18 protein-coding genes, 1 tRNA gene and 1 pseudogene are annotated in these 17012 nt (G+C 59.2%); 7 read left to right on the forward strand and 13 right to left on the reverse strand.

The features are described from left to right. Positions 1–9 precede the first annotated feature (9 nt). The 11 genes and pseudogenes from ACX3P1_RS23900 to ACX3P1_RS23950 all read right to left on the reverse strand — a co-directional run bounded on the left by ACX3P1_RS23900 (position 10) and on the right by ACX3P1_RS23950 (position 11235). A complete protein-coding gene (locus ACX3P1_RS23900) occupies positions 10–876 on the reverse strand; it encodes a head maturation protease, ClpP-related (RefSeq protein ID WP_459082076.1) in 867 nt (288 codons plus the stop codon). Beyond that, positions 873–1028 (reverse strand): hypothetical protein, encoded by a 156-nt coding sequence (locus ACX3P1_RS23905; protein ID WP_459082077.1) that lies wholly within the window; start codon positions 1026–1028, stop codon positions 873–875. The genes ACX3P1_RS23900 and ACX3P1_RS23905 overlap by 4 nt, the downstream gene beginning before the upstream one ends. A 12-nt stretch (positions 1029–1040) precedes the next feature. Next, positions 1041–2345, reverse strand: a complete 1305-nt coding sequence (locus ACX3P1_RS23910) for a phage portal protein (RefSeq protein WP_459082078.1) — start codon at positions 2343–2345, stop codon at positions 1041–1043. A gap of 25 nt (positions 2346–2370) precedes the next feature. Continuing rightward, positions 2371–3345, reverse strand: a complete 975-nt coding sequence (locus ACX3P1_RS23915) for a terminase TerL endonuclease subunit (protein WP_459082095.1) — start codon at positions 3343–3345, stop codon at positions 2371–2373. A gap of 36 nt (positions 3346–3381) precedes the next feature. Continuing rightward, positions 3382–4086 (reverse strand): annotated as a pseudogene (locus ACX3P1_RS23920) (terminase large subunit domain-containing protein); the annotation flags it as partial. A gap of 40 nt (positions 4087–4126) precedes the next feature. Then, complete coding sequence (locus ACX3P1_RS23925; protein ID WP_459082079.1) at positions 4127–4597, reverse strand: phage terminase small subunit P27 family; 471 nt, start codon at positions 4595–4597, stop codon at positions 4127–4129. Between the two features lie 474 nt (positions 4598–5071). Further along, entirely contained in the window at positions 5072–5347 is a 276-nt protein-coding gene (locus tag ACX3P1_RS23930; protein ID WP_459082080.1) for a DUF7220 family protein, read from the reverse strand. Continuing rightward, the gene (locus tag ACX3P1_RS23935) at positions 5344–6723 is read right to left on the reverse strand and encodes a site-specific DNA-methyltransferase (RefSeq protein WP_459082081.1); all 1380 of its coding nucleotides are present in this window, start codon (positions 6721–6723) and stop codon (positions 5344–5346) included. The genes ACX3P1_RS23930 and ACX3P1_RS23935 overlap by 4 nt, the downstream gene beginning before the upstream one ends. 140 nt (positions 6724–6863) lie before the next feature. Beyond that, on the reverse strand, positions 6864–7208 hold the full coding sequence (locus ACX3P1_RS23940) for an HNH endonuclease signature motif containing protein (RefSeq protein WP_459082082.1): 345 nt from the start codon (positions 7206–7208) through the stop codon (positions 6864–6866). A 278-nt stretch (positions 7209–7486) separates the two neighbouring features. Then, positions 7487–9937, reverse strand: coding sequence for a putative bifunctional diguanylate cyclase/phosphodiesterase (locus ACX3P1_RS23945; protein ID WP_459082083.1), 2451 nt, complete (start codon positions 9935–9937; stop codon positions 7487–7489). An 839-nt stretch (positions 9938–10776) separates the two neighbouring features. Further along, on the reverse strand, positions 10777–11235 hold the full coding sequence (locus ACX3P1_RS23950) for a hypothetical protein (protein WP_459082084.1): 459 nt from the start codon (positions 11233–11235) through the stop codon (positions 10777–10779). A 1075-nt stretch (positions 11236–12310) separates the two neighbouring features. Between ACX3P1_RS23950 and ACX3P1_RS23955 the strand changes: the two genes are divergently transcribed. The 7 genes from ACX3P1_RS23955 to ACX3P1_RS23985 are packed head-to-tail and all read left to right on the forward strand — an operon-like array spanning position 12311 to position 16295. Continuing rightward, a complete protein-coding gene (locus ACX3P1_RS23955) occupies positions 12311–12613 on the forward strand; it encodes a hypothetical protein (protein WP_459082085.1) in 303 nt (100 codons plus the stop codon). A 46-nt stretch (positions 12614–12659) separates the two neighbouring features. Then, positions 12660–13820, forward strand: coding sequence for a phage major capsid protein (locus ACX3P1_RS23960; RefSeq protein ID WP_459082086.1), 1161 nt, complete (start codon positions 12660–12662; stop codon positions 13818–13820). A gap of 2 nt (positions 13821–13822) precedes the next feature. Further along, positions 13823–14101, forward strand: coding sequence for a head-tail connector protein (locus tag ACX3P1_RS23965; RefSeq protein ID WP_459082087.1), 279 nt, complete (start codon positions 13823–13825; stop codon positions 14099–14101). After that, the gene (locus ACX3P1_RS23970) at positions 14098–14622 is read left to right on the forward strand and encodes an HK97 family phage prohead protease (RefSeq protein ID WP_459082088.1); all 525 of its coding nucleotides are present in this window, start codon (positions 14098–14100) and stop codon (positions 14620–14622) included. Before ACX3P1_RS23965 ends, ACX3P1_RS23970 begins: the two co-directional genes overlap by 4 nt. Then, on the forward strand, positions 14609–15811 hold the full coding sequence (locus ACX3P1_RS23975; protein WP_459082089.1) for a phage portal protein: 1203 nt from the start codon (positions 14609–14611) through the stop codon (positions 15809–15811). The genes ACX3P1_RS23970 and ACX3P1_RS23975 overlap by 14 nt, the downstream gene beginning before the upstream one ends. Next, the gene (locus ACX3P1_RS23980; RefSeq protein ID WP_459082090.1) at positions 15808–16143 is read left to right on the forward strand and encodes a head-tail adaptor protein; all 336 of its coding nucleotides are present in this window, start codon (positions 15808–15810) and stop codon (positions 16141–16143) included. Before ACX3P1_RS23975 ends, ACX3P1_RS23980 begins: the two co-directional genes overlap by 4 nt. Then, complete coding sequence (locus ACX3P1_RS23985; RefSeq protein ID WP_459082091.1) at positions 16140–16295, forward strand: hypothetical protein; 156 nt, start codon at positions 16140–16142, stop codon at positions 16293–16295. Before ACX3P1_RS23980 ends, ACX3P1_RS23985 begins: the two co-directional genes overlap by 4 nt. Before the next feature lie 64 nt (positions 16296–16359). On the opposite strand, the gene ACX3P1_RS23990 is transcribed toward ACX3P1_RS23985, so the two are convergent. Further along, positions 16360–16450: transfer RNA gene (locus ACX3P1_RS23990), tRNA-Ser, on the reverse strand. Positions 16451–16756: 306 nt separating this feature from the next. Then, positions 16757–17012 (reverse strand): hypothetical protein (locus ACX3P1_RS23995; protein ID WP_459082092.1); only part of this gene is annotated, 256 nt, incomplete at its 5' end.

Below are 17012 nucleotides of genomic sequence, written 5' to 3' on the forward strand. Positions count from 1 at the left end.
TCGGGTCTCCTATGATTTGATGGTGTCGATAAGCCGCTGAAGAGCAGCGGCGTTCAGTTCGGGATTGTTGCCTGCATCGCGCGCGGCGGGGGTGCGGCTTGCATCACGCGGGGCCGCTAAAACGCCCATCTCCATCAAGAGGTCGGAGCGTTTGTCTCGGGTAAAGCCGGCGCGGGCGAGCGCGGCCTCGGTCTGCCGGCGTGCCATCAGCTGCCGATCCATAATCTTCGTTTCGCCAGGAGGCGCCACAACGCCATCATCGACGATATCGGCAAAGCCGTTCTCGACAGCCTGTGCCGGGGCCATGAAGGTCTCGGCATCCATCAGCTGTTTGATGTCCGCCCGCCTCATACCGGTGCGCGCCTGATAGATGTCGGCGATTGCGGCATCGAACTGGTCGAACAGGGTTGCTGCCTCGCGCATGTCATGGCGGTTGCCGATCACCACGCCCCAGGCATTGTGCACCATCATGAAGGAGCCCAGCCCCATGCGGATTTCGTCACCGGCCATGGCGATGATGGACGCCGCAGATGCTGCCCAGCCCAATACCTCGACCGTCACCTTGGCCGGATGGCTGCGCAGAAGGTTGTAGATCGCGATGCCCTCGAACATGTCGCCACCCGGGGAATTGATCCGGACGATGACATCCTTGTTGCCAATCGAGCGCAGGGCGGCCGAGATGCGTTTCGCCGTCACGCCACTACCCGACCAGAAATCCTCGCCGATCACGTCGAACATGGAGATCGTGGTGTCGGTGTCGTCATCTGCAGCAAGCGGCAACTCGGCCCATTTCGTCAGCACGTCGGAAGGCGCGTCCCACTGGTAGTTTTGCGGACGTGCAAAGACCTGCGCCTCCGGCAATGTACGCAGACTCATCGGTCGTTCTCCAGCAAGAGAAGCAGGAACCAGCCGAGGACAAAACCACTGATGAAAGAGCCGAAGTGGAACGCTGGATTGATGATAGCGAGGGTCACAAGGGACGCGGTGATTATCGCCGTGGTAAGCTTCAACGTGTTCAGAATGCTCATCTTTCCTAAACCTCAAACAATTGGGTTTCTGTCCGTTTCGCCATCGCTGCCATTAGCAACCTCGCGGCGATCTTGGTCGTCACCTGCCGGCACTCCGGCCGTGTTCGGCGGCGGATAGAAGACGTCACCGCCGTCACGCGGGTTCTGATCTTCCAGCGCTCGGATTTCGTTGGGGCTATAGACGCCCCATTGCAGGCCTTTGACGTAGGCTTCCCAGCGGGCCTTGATGTCGCCCTTGACCAATGCTGCCCGGTTGAAGCGGGCATAAAGCTTGTCGTCCGCGCCGATCAGGTCGCGGTTGATGGCCTCTTCCCACATGGTCAGATGGTCTTCGAGCGTATAGGCGACGAAGCCGATCGACTGCTGCTCGATGCCTGTGCCCCAGCTGGTCGATTTCTCCGTGTCGCCGATCATGTGCGGCGGCACGCCGAAGAACATGGCGATGTCTGTGCGGCTGAACTTGCGGCTCTCGATCCATTGTGCATCCTCGGCCGTCATAGCGATGCGGGCGTAGTCCATGCCCTCTTCGAGGATGAGATTTTTTCCCTCTTGCTCACCGCCGGCCCGGAATTCTTCCAGCCCCGCCTTGAGGCGAGTGACCGCCTCTGGCCCGAGTTTGTTCGGGTGCTTCAAGACGCCACTGACACGGGCGCCGTTGCGGAAGGTGGTGGCACCGTGATCTTCCATGGCCAGCGACAGGCCGATGGTCTCGCGGGCGTAGGCAATCGCCGACACCCCATGCACGCCATCGAGTGTCAGCCCGACCAGATGAAAGACTTCCGTCTGCGCCAATTTGATACGGCGGCCATCCTGGCGCGTGCAGACATAATCGAGCACCAGATCGTCGGCTTGCTTCACCTCGACGCGGTCGGGGTGCAGCGGGATAAGCTCCTGGACCAATCCTCGCGAGCGCACGATCATCGCATAGGCATTGCCGCGCAACAGCAGATGCGCCTGCAGCATGCGGCGAAACTGCGATGGCGTCTGCCAGCGGTTGGGCCTGCGCCGCAGTACCGTCCAGATCGGCGTGTCCGAGGCATCCTCGCGGGTGCGCTCATCGACGCGGCGCTTGATGTGCAAGGGCAGCGTTGCCACCGCGCCGGAGATGATCCGCACGCAGGCATAGACGGCCGCAACCCGCATGGCGCTGTTCGGCGTTACCGTTGCACCTGATGTCGTCAGCGATCCAGACCGCAGTGCCTCTTCCAACTGCTGGCTCGTCGCAACGACGATCCCGCCACCCGCATCCTGGAACGCCGCGCGCGGCGATGCAGCCGGCGGTTTTGCATCACCGAACCAGTTCGACCAGAATGCCATATGGTTTCTTTCGTAAGCTGTGCCGCTACAGCATCAGGATGCCGCGGGTCTCGTAGACCGAGCGGCCGGCATTGACGTCACGGGCCAGAGCTCGGCCGAGCGCATTGCAGATGGCGACGATGCCATCGATGCGTTCGGTCGAGCGCTCCTTGTCCGGCTTGATGTTGCCGGCCGGATCATGACGAACGGCGACGTTTGAGGCGTTCCACCGCAATACCGGCTGACCGCCATGCCAAAGTGAGCGCGACACCGACAGGCGCTCCAGTTCCGCCGTGGGGGCCGCCATGCTCAAAAACCCCTGCCCGAACTGGACCAGGCTCAGCCCTTCATCAGTCAAGTGCTGGACGATTTCGCCGGCGAAGGTGCGGTCGTAGGAGAGCTCGCGCAGGTCGTAGCGTGATGCCAGCTCGATGATTTCTTTTTCGACGAAGGCAAAGTCGGTGGCGTTGCCGGGCGTCGCCGTCAAAAATCCCTGGTCGCGCCAGACGTCATAGGGAACGCGGTCGCGCCGCACTCGGCGCAGAATATCTTCCTCTGGGATCCAGAAGCGGCAAACAACGATCCACTTGTCGGCGAGATCACCGAGATCGCCGTCCAACGTAGGCGGGAAGGCGAGCACGAAGGCCGACAGATCGTTAACTCGGGCAAGATCGAGCCCGCCATAGCATTCGCGTCCCAGCAGCTTCTGCTCCAGATCGTCGAGATCATGTTTGACAATGCGCCAGTCGGTTGTGGCGGGAAGGCCACCTTCCTCCCACACGCTCATGTCGAGCCAGCGCGTGACCTGCTCGGTCCATTCATTCAAGCGCAGGCGACGGATCGCATTCTGCTGCGCCGGCATTTCTTTTGCCTCGTCGATCTGGCGCTTCAGGTCGTCAACCTTGACGGTGATGCCAAGGCTCGGGTTGGCCTTCACCCAGACTTCTGGATCGGTCCAGTCGTCGCCCTCGTCGATGGTGGCGATATAGCCAAACCAGCTATCGGACGACTCTGTCGGCACGGTGCCTTCCAGTGCCTTGACCGAGAACTCATGATGCTGGCGACAGACGGAATGGCGATCATAGCCCGCAGTCGTAATCTCAAAAATCAGTGACTGGCGACGAGCACCGGTCGCGGTGTTGAGCTTCTGGATAATCTCTGGCCCCGGATGTTCGTGCACCTCGTCGACGGCGGCAAAGTGAACGTTCAAGCCGTCCATCTTGGTCGCATCTGCCGACAGTGGCCGGAACCATGACGAGGTCGGCAGCACCGCCAGATTGTTCACGGTCCTCGTGATCCTTGCCTGTAGTGCCTAACTGGCCGCCACCATGCGCTCCGCCTCGCCAAATACGATGCGGGCTTGATCGCGGGTCGTAGCGGCGGAATAGACATGCGCGCCGGGCTCGCCATCGGCAATCAGGGCATAGAGCGCCGTTCCAGCGAGCAGCACCGACTTGCCATTCTTGCGCGCCACCTCGACATAAGCCGTGCGAAACCGGCGCAGGCCATTCTTGCGTTTCCAACCATAGAGCGAGCCGACGATAAATTCCTGCCACGGCTGGAGCGCGAACGGCTCGCCGGCCCATTCGCCGGTCGAATGACGCAGATGGCCGAAGAAGGCGATCGCGTGCCGTGCGGCGTCACCGTCCCAGACCAAGCCACGCTTTCCGCCGGACTTCAGATCGGCCAGATGCCGCTCACAGGCAAGCCTCACCAGACGGCTAGCAACGATCTGTCCGGCGACGACACCGCGCGCGTACATCTCGACCGGACAGGATGGTGCCTTTCTGCGGCCGCCGGATTTACGCTTTTCTGCCACGGGTCAAAAAATCCTCGAATGGATCGGTCGTCTCGACGGGTTCTGCCATGCGGATGCGCGATCGGCTCGACGGCGTCAGCCCGAATTCACTCTCGATCTGTGCCATTTGCGCGAGACACTTGTTGGCGACGGCCAGGAACGGGTTCTGGATAATGTTGTCGTTCGACGTCTTCACTACCGGGCCGCGGCGCTTCACTTCCTGTTCTGCCTCGAGCCAGCGCCGCCAGATGACCACATAACGAGCGAGCGCGCCGGTATCGAGTTCCGTCATGACGCCATGTCGGGCGAGCAGTGCCGCCATTTCTACGAACTTGGCCTTGGCGGCATCATCAAGATGATCCGGTGGCGCTGGCGTCGCCACCACCGGCTTCGGCTCGGCCTTGTTCAGGCGATGCGGCCGGGCCGTGCCCTTGACCAGCTTCAGATGTGTCGGCAGCGGCTTGCGGCCGGCCATGTCAAAACTCCTATGCAGTGTGGCGCGGTGACGGGTACGCTCCAAAGAAAGCTCGGTGTGGCCATCGCCTCATCGGAAACTGACGGCCGCGAGCACAGGAGATGATATGACCCTTACGACGCTGCCCAGTAACGCGACGCTATGATCGGTGAAAAGCAGCTTGCCGGAGGAATACGTTCGGTTAGTCCTTAAGCAATTACTGGACTGTGAGCGATTGCTCGGTGATGCCCAAGTACGAATTTGTCTCGATCATAAGACCGATCCTCCCCACTACCGCATAGATGCGGTGATGGACTTGGAAACCGGCGAGACGACCAACTGGGAGTCATTCAGCGGCAGGACCCACCGCCCATTGTCAGAGAGACAGTCTGAAAATGCTACCTGGTCGGAGGATGCCATGACTTTCCGACAGGTTTCAGAATTGATCGGCGAGATAAGAAACTTCAAGAAGGCAAAGCGCAGTACCAGTCATGGCTAACTCCCGAGGCAATTGGCGTCGCGCCTAGCGGATACGCTCTCCCGTGCGGCCGCGTATATTCGTTGGTGAAACGCCTCGAACAGACGCCGCAGGCTGTAGCTGCGCACGATCGACACCACGGTGAAGATGGCACCCATGACCATGTTCTCGGCAATCGTGGTGGAAAGCCCGAACAGCGGGAACACCACGATCTGCGTCACGACGGCAATGCCGTAGCCGATTGCGACATTGGTGAGCGATTCCACCAACGACATGGTTCGAGTCTGCTTCATGCCGCTACCACGTCCTTGACAGCCGGCACGCGCTCAGCGGCGATTTCGTCGAAGCTGCGGCCGTCACCATCGAGCGTCGCCGCCTTGCCGGTAAATGTCTGCCAGCGCTTGACGACCACGTCACAGAAGGCTTCCGACAGTTCCAGGCCGTAGACGCGACGCCCTGTCTTCTCGCCGGCTATCAGCTGCGATCCCGAGCCGGAGAACGGCTCGTAGCAGATGTCTCCAGGACGAGTGTGCAACTGCATCGGCAGCGTGAAGACGCGCACCGGTTTCGAGGTCGGGTGCTCGCGGGTCTCGATCTCGGACGACGGGATATTCCACACCGTGGTCGGCCAGCTTTCAAAACCCTCGCGGTTGATGCGGGGCTTCTTACCGCGAACCCAACCGAACATGCATGGCTCATGCGCCCACAGCATCACCGATCGTGTCAGCACTGGACGGGACTTGGCCCAGATGATCTGCTGATGATGCAGCACATCGAACTGGTCCCAGACGGTTTCCAGCATGCGTTGACGCCGCGAGGCATGCCAGCAGTACCAGGCTACATCCTCGGCAATGGCATGGTCGATCGCCGTCTTGCAGAACGCCTCATAGAACTGCGGGCCTTGCGAAGAATCATCCCAGTGCTTCTGTTCGACATAATCCTCCAACCTGTCCTTGTTGGCGACCTTCTTTGCGCGGGCCGAAGCATTGTTCTTGGTCGGATGGTTGGTGCCGTCATAGTCGACGAGATAAGGTGGGTCGGTGGCAAACAGCGCCGCCCGCTCACCTGACATCAGCCTGGTAACATCTGCGCCATCGGTGGAGTCACCGCAGAGCAGCCGATGCTCGCCCAGCAGCCAAAGGTCGCCACGCCGTGTCACCGGTGTTGCCGGGACCTCCGGAATGGCGTCGTCATCGGTCAGCCCGTCCTGTTCCTCGCGATTTCCGTAGAGCAGGTTCTGTAACTCGTCGTCGCCGAAGCCGGTCAGACCCAGATCAAAGCCGGCCTCCTGCAGATCGGAGAGTTCCAGCCCCAGCAATTCCTCGTCCCAGCCGGCATTCATGGCGATGCGGTTATCGGCGAGTACCAGGGCCCGGCGCTGTGTTTCCGACAGGCCCGACAACACGATCGCCGGCACGGTTTTTATACCGAGCTTGCGCGCAGCCAGCACCCGACCGTGGCCGGCAATCAGCGTGCCATCCTCGGCAATCAGCACCGGATTGGTGAAACCGAATTCGCGGATCGAGCCGGCAATCTCGGCGACCTGAGCTTCCGAGTGGGTGCGAGCATTGCGAGCATAGGGCACCAGATCATCGAGACGGCGGTATTCGACCGCAAGCTGACGGTCATTAGCGCCGAGGTCAGCAGGACCAAGATCAGTCGCTGGCACGGAATATTCCTTTAATTCGAACGTTCATTTTATCGTCGTACCCCCCATCGCCATTTTGGCCACGGATGCGTTCTTGGTGGCGCGCGGTCCCTGGCGTAAAGGCTCCAGAGATTTGACCTCCCCCCGGGGGGTGGTGAGGCTCACGTGCAGCGCCGCGCATTGCCGAAGCCGCCGTCCTGGCTGGCTGTCTTCTTACCGTGACACGACGCACACAGCGCCTGCCAGCGATTGCGATCCCAGAACACCGCCTCATCACCGCCATGAGGATCGATGTGGTCGACGACGCTCGCCGGGCGGATCACGCCATGTTGGTCACACTCGCCGCACAGCGGATGCTCGTGCAGGAAGGCGGCGCGTTCAGTCCGCCAGCGCTTCGAGCGATAGAGCGCACGGGCGACCGGATCCCGCTTGCGCTGATAGTCACGGTCACGCTCACGCTTCTCGCGCCGACCAACGGGGCGATGGAACGGAGGACGGACGGGCAAGGCAATGATCTCGACGATGATGATGGTGACGGAAACAACAGCGCCCGCGATGGATGATCTCCGTCGCAGGCGTCACTCTCCCGAGCATAGTCAGAATCTACCCCAAACGAGCCGGTTTTGTCCGTTCATGGAATGTCCGGCGGACATTCTGCGTGCGAATGCGATCGTCGGGTGCTCGTTGGAATGCCGCTTTCGACCGCAACCCGGACATTTATCCCGGACGCTGCCTGAGGGGCCGCCTATGAAGATTGCCCCGCCTCATGATCGGCTAAGTTGGGTCACTTACGCGGCGGGGCTCTTGGCTCTCGCTCAGCACGAGCCAGTAGCGTTTCCAGTTCCATCTTCGGGAGGGCCGGAGCAAAGTAGAACCCCTGGATCAAGTCGCAGCCTTGGGCGGCCAGGAAATCCAGTTGCTCCTTGGTCTCTACGCCTTCCGCGACAACTTTGAACGACATCACCTTGGCCATCTGTATGATCGCCGATGCCAGGCTGCACTGTTTGGAGTCTTCAGGTATGCGATCGATGAAACGGCGATCGATCTTGACGCAGTCGCATGGCATGTCCCGCAGATACGAAAGCGACGAGTAGCCCGTACCGAAATCGTCGATCGCGATGCTGACACCCATTTCTTTCAGCTTTCGGAGGAACGGCGTGACCTCCTCTTCCCGCTCGATGTAAGAAGATTCTGTTATCTCGATTTCGAGCAGATTGGCAGGGAACCCCGTCTTTGCGAGCGTCTTCGGTAGCACGGAAATGAAGCGACGGAACCTCAGTTGGTTGGGCGAAATGTTCACCGAGATGGTGATCGGCGCGCTCCCGCTTCGCAGCCACTCCTGTCCGTCCCGGCACGCTCGTTCAAGCACGTATTCCCCAAGCATTTCGATGAGACCGGTTGCCTCCGCTACGGGAACAAAATCGCTAGGAGGCACCTCCCCGAGTTCCGGATCAGTCCACCGGGCAAGGGCCTCTACCCCTCGCAATTCGTGGGTAGCAGCATCGAATTGCGGTTGGTAGTGGACTTCGAGGTCACCGTTCTCGATCGCGATTTTCAGCTTTGGACCCAACGTCATCCGCTTCTGGCTTTCGGCGGTCAAACCTTCCTCGTAGAAGCCGATTGACCCGCGCCTGTTGCGCTTGGCCTCGTAAAGCGCCGCGTCGGCCTCGAGCAGGGCGTCACCCTCCCCACTGGCGTGTTGGTAGCTCACCCCGATCGTCGCGGACGAGAATACGTTAAGGTCATCGTCAATCGAAACGGTCTGGCTAAAAGCGTCCTGTATCCTTTTCAGAGTTCTAGTGATGAAGCGCTTGTCGCCCGACTGGACAAAAACCGCGAACTCGTCGCCACCGATCCGGCACACGACATCGTCTACGCCCAGATGCTCTTTTCGCACGGCTTGCAGTCGGTCGCCTATGACCTGAAGGACGCGGTCACCTGTGCCATGGCCGTAGCTGTCATTGACGTCCTTGAAGTGATCGATATCGATGATGATGAGCGTGTAGACCTTCTCCCCGAGACGACTCAGGCATTGGTCGAGGAAACGGCGGTTCGGAAGTTTGGTTAGCTGATCGTGTAACGCGAGGTATTCGAGCTTGTCCTGCGCTTCCTTCTGTTCGGTGATGTCTGTCAGCGAGTAGACATAAGTCTCGCCGCCTTCGACGTCCTCTCCAGCAGGCGTGATAGACAGAATGCCGGGGCGCTTTCCTCGGCCGAACGTTACCTCCTTTCGCCATCCTTCCCGGGGACTCTGCGGCAGATGGAGGGGATTGTTTGCGTGCCAGAATGCGCTTTTCAAATTTGCGGCTCTCTCCCCGCCGATATCGAGCATGTGTTGGAAGGCCGCATTCGCTTTAAGAACGACGCCGGCACCGTCGACGATCGCTAGGCCCTCGGAGGCATTCTTGAAAACGATATCGCCTCGCCGCACATCCTGGTCTTTCCTGGCCATCTCTTTGATGAGATCGGTGCTGCTGGACTTTAGAAGCCGCCAGCGGACGGTGTCGCTACGGAGAAAGTCGACAAATGCCTGCCGTCGCCAGAGCATGAACAGGGCCAGCGGTGCGCTGAACGCCGTCGCCATGAAGACTTTGCCAGGAAGCCCCCCGAAGACCACAGCGACGATTTCGGCGTTTATGCCGAAGGCAATGAACGGAAAGACGATGCCGTCCAGCACAAGAACTAGCACGAACGACAAGATGTAGATGACGGCTGTCGCGAGTAGCGAGCCGACATGTTTCTTCGTGGTCTCGAAGATGAACAGGAGGAGTAGGAGTTCCAGAATAATGAGCACGCCGCCAAGGACGATCAGAGGCGTAGATATCTCGAACATTCCGGGAGGCACGCCATGCGGATTGACGACGCCGCTCGTCTCCAGGATCGCGTTGGTCAGGAACGAGAACACGACATTGAAGAGGTCGACCAGAATGACGAGCCGCACGAGATGACGCAGGATGAAGGCGTCACGCTCCACCCAAACGAACATGACGCATGTCATCATGAACGCGCCGTAGCAAAGATTGCCACCGGAAACGACAACACCATCGGTTATTGGCAGGGAGTAGGCATTGCCCAAGAAGCCGCCAATGAGCAGGACAAGGGCAATATAGACGTAGAAATGAACCTGTCGGATCGGTGTCGAGAGCGTTGTGAAGAAAAGTGGGAAGACCGAGAGCGCAATCAGCTGCGAGACGAGCAAGGCAGGTATCGACACCGATCCGAGGAATGCCATCATGTAAGCAACGCCTCAACTGGCAGCGTCATATCTTATCCCACCCTCCTCGATGACTGAGATAGTCTGATCCAGATAGACACATTCGACAAGTTTTCGTTTGTGACGGGTTGCTGCACGGGTCGGCCAAAACCAATTGCCCGACCCGTGCAGCAACCTGACGGGCAGCCTGATAGGAGAGCGAGCGCGCCATTCAGGGCCCTGCCGCAGAGCCCCCGGTTACGCCATCGGCCGTATTGACCAAGAGACGCGGGTTGATGGTAACCCGCCGCTAGGTGCCGTTTGCATCGACGAACGGCCTCTTCCGGTAGCGCGGCAAACCTCCGAACGCGATACAGTCGTGATCAGAGAGGTCGACTTGCCCAGCCTAGTGCGATCGCGGCTGAATATGGTCGATCAGCTGCAAATGCCTGAATGAACAGACAACAGCTTTCGGACTTGGCGAGTAGGGGCCTGAACGTCTCCAAATGGGCCGGCCGAAGGTCGTTGCCCAGGTGAAGGGCAGCTTTCCCGAAGTAGCCGCCCGAAACCTGCCAGTCCGTTTTTCCACCAATTTCTGCCCATCATGTAGGCGACACCTCACTCGCAAAATCCCGAACCCGCTCGATGACATAGCGACGTGACCGGTTCATTGGCACTGGCTGGCGGTTGAGCTTCATGGCGATGACACACAGCGCGTAGAGCCAACGCTCGTTGGCGGCGGATCGCTGGAGACCAACTTTCCAACAGACTGACAAAGACCGTAGCCGCGAAAAGATCGATGGCCTTGTGTCGCTGGCGATGAGCCTTGCGATGGCGCGCCGTGTCGAGGAAGATACGCTGCCCGCCTGTTTGATGGCGGCTTAACCCTGCGGGAACTTGAAGACAACTCGGGGTTTCCCCTCAGTGTCCGGGCGAGTTATGGACCATTTCTTGGCCATCGGATGCCCATAGCCATTATTCCCCTCAGTCTTGCCGCTATGGATATCGACTAGTTTCTCGTCTTCGCCGCTTTTTACAATAAGCAATGCGCGCCCATCCACGAAACGTATCAACCCAATGGGTGTCGTTGCGTCTCCAAACAATATAGATTCCTTAGAGATGTCGGGGCGAATAACGGCATCCGGGGTAAAGAAAATATCGTGAGGGACGTTCGAAATACGAATCGTGTCGTCGCAGAATATCAAGGTGGCATATGTTTCTAACTTCTCACCCTCGACGACCATAACGTACTGGCTGCCGTCCGCAACGCGACTTATCCCAATCCGACCAAGATGCTTTTTCTCAGGCTTCGATATCTCATATGCGCACGTATCGGTCATACTTCCCTCCCTTATAAACCCGTTGGCACCATGGGCGTTCAACGGGAGGGAAGTCAACACAAGCAGTACTCGCCGCCACGTGGCGGCAAACCAGAGCCAAAAAGCCAATGATTAGCGATTTATTAGGCCACGACAACGATAGAGATTGTTCCAGAGGGCCATTTCGTGGCTAGTTATAGGGTATGGATATGAGAGGTCGGCAAATTTTGCGAATTCGCAAAATATGGCCGAAATCACACCTGTGGCAGAAATGCCATGCGGCAGGGTGTCGCACCATGTGTATTTTCCGGGTTTTCGCATACAGTATAGTAGGGGGGTGCCGCTTTCCGCCCTTCCCATGGTGTGTATCAGTAAGGGAAGGTAGAATTTCCGCGCCCTCGTAACCCTTTATCTGTGAGGGGTGCATCTGGCCAAATGTGGCGCATTTCGCCTTATTTGCTTTTTGCCGATTATCCCATTGATCCCGTTACTTGATTCCGGATGACTGTCACCCGATTGCCCCCCAGCGTGTTAGAGGGTGAGAGGGCTGGTTATAACCAGATCGGCCCGCGGCGCGTTATATATAGGGAGAAACGGGAGTTTCGGCCCTTCCCGTGGTGTGTATGTGTGACGGACAGTCCGGACTCAAACCGTTCTAGGCTTGGGAGTAATGGGAAGGCTCGTACGTACCAGATGCCGTTCCCGCGCCTTATAAGTAGGAAGGCGGTTGGCCTTCCGCACAAATCAAAGTTTCATAGACAAGGGCGGCACTCCTTATAGGGCTTGGCCAGTCCTGAAGCGCTGATCGTTGCCGCCCGCCCTACAGCAATGGGGCTCATGTGGCGGTCAGTGCAAGGCAAGTCGTGGCGTAGCGGTACGCTGCGCTAGAAGTCGGACCGGAGTATTGCCCGGACGCACCAGCCGACCGCATGCGCGATGCTGCGGTCGGCTTCTCATTTCACTTAGTTTCTTAGAAATCAAAGGAGCGACCATTATGGGGCGCACGACTTCCCGCGACCTATCGGTCGCAGAGGCGGCTGATCTTATCGGCCTGTCCAGAAATCACCTTGACCAGATAATTTTCATGATCGGCCCGATGGCTGATCTGGTTTCTGCCAAGGACAAGAATAGACGCTACTTCAGCCGCACCGACTGCGCCGTGCTGAAGCTGGCGCGCATCTTCGAGCGTTTCGGAATGACATGGCTTTTCGCCATATCCGGCGCACTCGAAGCGGTGGACGCGAAACCGCAGCCCGACGAGCACGTCATTGTTACGTGCGGCCGGTCCATGCCACGCGTTCGCCGGAAGATAGCCGACCAGGACGTTTCGCGCGTCCTGATCGACACAGCGACTTTGATTGTTCCCGCGGGACGCATCGTCGCTGACTTGGCCGCTTAGGCCACCACAACCGCCCCACGGGGCATTTCCAGACTGGAGCTACCATATGACGCTTGCAAATTTGCAGGAAAAACGCGCCACGAAAATCGTTGAACTTCGCGGTGCGAAAGACGACGCAGAATCTTTTGACCGCATCGAGGGCGAAATCCGCGCCCTGGACAAGGACATTAAACGCACCGCCACGCTGGCCGAAATGGAACGGCAGAGCGAGGCCGCGCCGGATGCCCGCTTCGAGGCTGAAACCCGCGAATACAGCGTAAGCAAGGCGATCCGCGAATCCGCTGCCGGCACGCTGACTGGCCGTGAGGCTGAAATCAGCGCCGAGCTTGGTAAAGGCAGGGAAGTTCGCGGGGTAATGATTCCAACCTCCGCGATCTTTGGCGAACAGCGCGCCATGACCACGACCACGGCAGGCCAGACCGTCGCCACGAACCTTGGCGGCATGATCGACCGGCTTCGCCCCGTCCTTGCGGTGCAGGGCATGGGCGCCACGATTATCAGCGGCCTTTCGGGTAATCTCGACCTACCGCGCCTCACGTCCGGCCCGACCGCTTATTGGGTGGCTGAGGACGGCGCGACCACGGCTTCGGATTCGACCTTCGACAAGGTTAGCCTGACGCCGCGCACGGTTTCCGGCCAGATGTATTTGTCGCGTCGTTTGATGCTGCAGAACAGTGTCGCGCTGGAAAATGTGTTGCGTAACGATCTGGCTTTCAAGCTGGGTCAGGCGCTCGACAAGGCGGCAATTCAGGGCGGCGGCACTAATGAGCCGACCGGCATTCTGGAGGCAATCACCGAGCACGCCACGGCGGAAACGGCGCTTTCCGATATTGCCGCGGACCTTATCGCCGCTCTTGAAATCGATGACGTCACCGGAACCACGGGCTTCCTGACTTCGCCCACGCTGATGGCAACGGTGCGCAAGATTAAGGATACTACCGAGCGGAATATTCCGGCTTCGGAAGTCTTCCACGGTGAGCGCGTTGTGTCTTCGAACAACGTTCCCAACGATGCGGGCGCACCCGCAAAAGAGCATCTGATCTTCGGTGCTTGGTCGAACCTGGTGCTCGGAATGTGGAGCGGAATCGACATTCTGGCCGATCCTTACGGCACCGCGGCAACCAAGGGCGGCCTGAACCTGTTCGCGTTTCTGGACGCCGACATTGCCATCCGTCACGATGAAGCCTTTTCGTTCAAGGCTGTCTAATCGTGAGCGCCGTTAGCCTTGAAGATGCGAAGGCTCACCTTCGCGTCACCTTCGACTCGGATGACGTTTACATCCAGTCGCTGGTCGAGGCGGCGGAAGGCTACGTTGCAGAGATCGGGGTGGCGATTGCCATCCCGGTTCCGCCTGCCGTCCTTCATGCCGTCAAGCTTCTAATCAGCCATTGGTATTCCAACCGCGATGCAGCCGGCGAAAAGCCTTCTCATGCCATCGAGTTCGGCGTCAATGCGCTGCTTGCGCCCTATAGGGAGTGGACGATTTGACCATTGAAACCAGAGCCGCGCATAGCGTCGAAGCGGCGGGCCGCAAGCTGTCCGGGTACGTCGCGACGTTCAATAATGAGGCGCGGATTGCCGACTTCAGCGAGACTATCGCGCCGGGTGCTTTTGCGGCCAGCCTAGCAACCAAGGGCGATATCCTTGCCCTTGCGGACCATGATCATAAGCGCGTTTTGGCACGCACTAAATCAGGCACGTTGCGGCTTTCCGAAGACGCTACCGGCTTGCGCTTTGAAATCGACGTACCCGATACCAGCGCGGGCCGTGACGTGCTTGCCTTGGCTGCCCGTGGCGATCTGGGCGGGATGAGCTTCGGCTTCCTAGTCCCGGAAGGCGGCGACGAGTGGCGCGGCGACAAGCGCACCCTGCGGAACGTCGAGCTTCGCGAAGTGTCGGTGGTCAGCGCATGGCCAGCTTACAGCGGCACCAGCGTGTCGGCCCGTTCGCGCCGCACAACCGCTGATCGCCGGATTGCAATCTTGGAGCTTGAAAATGTGGCCATTTAAGAAACAGGAAGAGCGCATCGCCAGTTCGGATCCGTTCCTTGGCGAGTTCCTTGGTGCACGCTGGACGGCCCGCGCGGACATTGAAAAGGCATCCGGGCTGGCCGTAGCGCATCGCTGCATCCAGACGATTTCGGAGTCCTTGGCGAGTGTGCCGCTGAAGGTCTACCGGCGCACCGACAACGGCGGCAGCGAGGCGGCGAACGACCATCCGCTGTATAACTGCCTGCACGACGCCATGTCGCCAACGCTTACGGCCTTCGAGGGGCGCGAAATGCTCGTCGCGGCCATCCTTATGCACGGCAATGGCTATGCGCGCGTCGAGCGAAACGGGCGCGGCCAAGTCACCAGCCTGCACCCGCTGGTCGCCGGGACGGTGACGGTGGAAGTCCTGAAGAATGGTCGCTTGCGGTATAAGCACGCCAAACAGGACGGCGGCACCGAGACGTTCTTGCAGGAGGAAATCTTGCATTTGCGCTACCGTACCGCGGACGGCGTGCTTGGCATGTCGCCAATCCAGATCGCCGCCAGCACGTTCGGCCTTGCTACGGCACAACAGGACCAAGCAGGCGCACAGGCTGAAAATGCTTTCAGGCCAGCCGGGGCGCTATCCTTCCCCGACAAGCTTTCCGGCACGGGCAAAGACGACCTGATCCAGAAGTTCAAGGACCGCATCGTCGGTTCGATGAAGGCTGGCGAGTTGATCGTTCTGGACGGCGGCGCCAAGTTTGAGACGTTCCAGTTTAGCGCCAAGGATTCGGAATTTCTGGAAAGCCGCAAGCTGTCGAACGAATCCATCTGTTCGGTGTTCGGCGTTCCGCCTTCCGTGGCGGGCATCATGGCCGACGCGAACTATTCTTCCATCTCGGAGGAGTCCCGCGCCTTGGTGCAGCGCTGTCTGGCGCCCATGGCCAAGCGCGTCGAACTTGCGATGAACATTGCCTTGCTCACGCCGGAAAGCCGCAAGCAGTTCTATATCGAGCATGATCTTTCGGGCCTGCTTAGGGGCGACCTGACTACCCGCTACACGGCTTACCGGATCGGACGCGAGGGCGGCTGGTTGTCGGCGAACGAAATCCGCAAGTTTGAAAATATGTCGGATATCCCGGAAGGCGACGATTATGTGCAGCCTTTGAACATGGGCTTGATCGGGGCAAACGACAATCGCGGCAAGATCGACGGTGCGGCATGAGCCAGCCAGGACTCTTTAGAGAAGTGGCCGACTTCCGCCAGAACATGGAGGTCGACGACGGCTACGGCGGTACGAAACTGGAATGGGCAACGGTGTTTTCTGCGCCGTGCCGCATCCGCACACTCAAGGCTGGCGAAACGATCATCGCCAGCCGGCTTGCCGGCACCGCCACGCTGGTCTTGACTATCCGCTGGCAACCGGACGCGGCGGCAATGTCGCCGGCTTGGCAGGTGGTGAATGCCCGGACAGGTGCGGAGTACGCGGTCAAGGCCGTGACCGTGGATGAGCGGCGCGCCTTCATTGACGTTCTGGTCGAGTGGACCGTGACATGACGGGGCCGGTGCCTAAAAAGACTTTCAGGACAAGTTGTCCCGAAACTCAATCGGGAGAAATTCTCCCAGTTGAAAAGCCCGATTCGGGCTTGCGGCGCTATCTGGGTATTGATCCGGCTATCGCTGAAACGCTGGAAAAGGCGGGGCTGTAGCCTTATGCCAGCCGTTAGGCCACCGCCTGAAATATCCGCTAAACCATTGATTTTATTGATGGTATGGCGGAGAGGATGGGATTCGAACCCACGAGAAGCTTTTGACCTCTACTCCCTTAGCAGGGGAGCGCCTTCGACCACTCGGCCACCTCTCCGTTGCGGCGCTGGATAGAGAAAAGCCGGGACACAATCAATGACCATCCCTCTTATAATTGCAAATTGCTGGAAATTCATCGTTGCCTGACACATTAACAGGCCTGCGGAGCAGCATTCCTGGCCTGCGCGGCGGCCCGGCGGGCCGCAATCGATCCGCATGAAGCCGGTAAAAGACGATTCTCGCCGAATCCACCGGCAACTGGCGATTCTCGCCGTCCGACGCCGCTTCAGGCGGATTTCGACCCGCAAGGGGCCTACACGGCCTCAACGGTTAACAAGAGCTTTCGGAGAGGGTGCAAATCGTGTCATTTGTGCAACATCGGCAATCGATGGCATCCCATCGATGCCTTCGCGACGTGATCGTGGTTGAACGCCACCGACCGATCGGTAATGTCACGAACGAGGAAGCGGCGCGGTGCGCATCTTTTTCGGTAATGAGGGGTGAAGCGGGGAACGCTGTCCTTCAGCAAAAAATACCCAGACCCGTTTTTTAACTTTTGACTGGAGGTCAGAAAATGAACATTAAGAGCCTTCTTTTCGGCTCCGCTGCGGCTCTCGTCG

It is taken from the genome of Mesorhizobium sp. A623, assembly GCF_054489405.1.

Excerpts from the sequence above, each read along its gene's own strand:
- ACX3P1_RS23905 (WP_459082077.1), bottom strand. The coding sequence starts at position 1,028 with ATGAGCATTCTGAACACGTTGAAGCTTACCACGGCGATAATCACCGCG.
- ACX3P1_RS23960 (WP_459082086.1), top strand. The coding sequence starts at position 12,660 with ATGACGCTTGCAAATTTGCAGGAAAAACGCGCCACGAAAATCGTTGAA.
- ACX3P1_RS23985 (WP_459082091.1), top strand. The coding sequence starts at position 16,140 with ATGACGGGGCCGGTGCCTAAAAAGACTTTCAGGACAAGTTGTCCCGAA.
- ACX3P1_RS23925 (WP_459082079.1), bottom strand. The coding sequence starts at position 4,597 with ATGGCCGGCCGCAAGCCGCTGCCGACACATCTGAAGCTGGTCAAGGGC.
- ACX3P1_RS23955 (WP_459082085.1), top strand. The coding sequence starts at position 12,311 with ATGGCTGATCTGGTTTCTGCCAAGGACAAGAATAGACGCTACTTCAGC.
- ACX3P1_RS23930 (WP_459082080.1), bottom strand. The coding sequence starts at position 5,347 with ATGAAGCAGACTCGAACCATGTCGTTGGTGGAATCGCTCACCAATGTC.
- ACX3P1_RS23980 (WP_459082090.1), top strand. The coding sequence starts at position 15,808 with ATGAGCCAGCCAGGACTCTTTAGAGAAGTGGCCGACTTCCGCCAGAAC.
- ACX3P1_RS23910 (WP_459082078.1), bottom strand. The coding sequence starts at position 2,345 with ATGGCATTCTGGTCGAACTGGTTCGGTGATGCAAAACCGCCGGCTGCA.
- ACX3P1_RS23975 (WP_459082089.1), top strand. The coding sequence starts at position 14,609 with ATGTGGCCATTTAAGAAACAGGAAGAGCGCATCGCCAGTTCGGATCCG.
- ACX3P1_RS23945 (WP_459082083.1), bottom strand. The coding sequence starts at position 9,937 with ATGATGGCATTCCTCGGATCGGTGTCGATACCTGCCTTGCTCGTCTCG.
- ACX3P1_RS23950 (WP_459082084.1), bottom strand. The coding sequence starts at position 11,235 with ATGACCGATACGTGCGCATATGAGATATCGAAGCCTGAGAAAAAGCAT.
- ACX3P1_RS23900 (WP_459082076.1), bottom strand. The coding sequence starts at position 876 with ATGAGTCTGCGTACATTGCCGGAGGCGCAGGTCTTTGCACGTCCGCAA.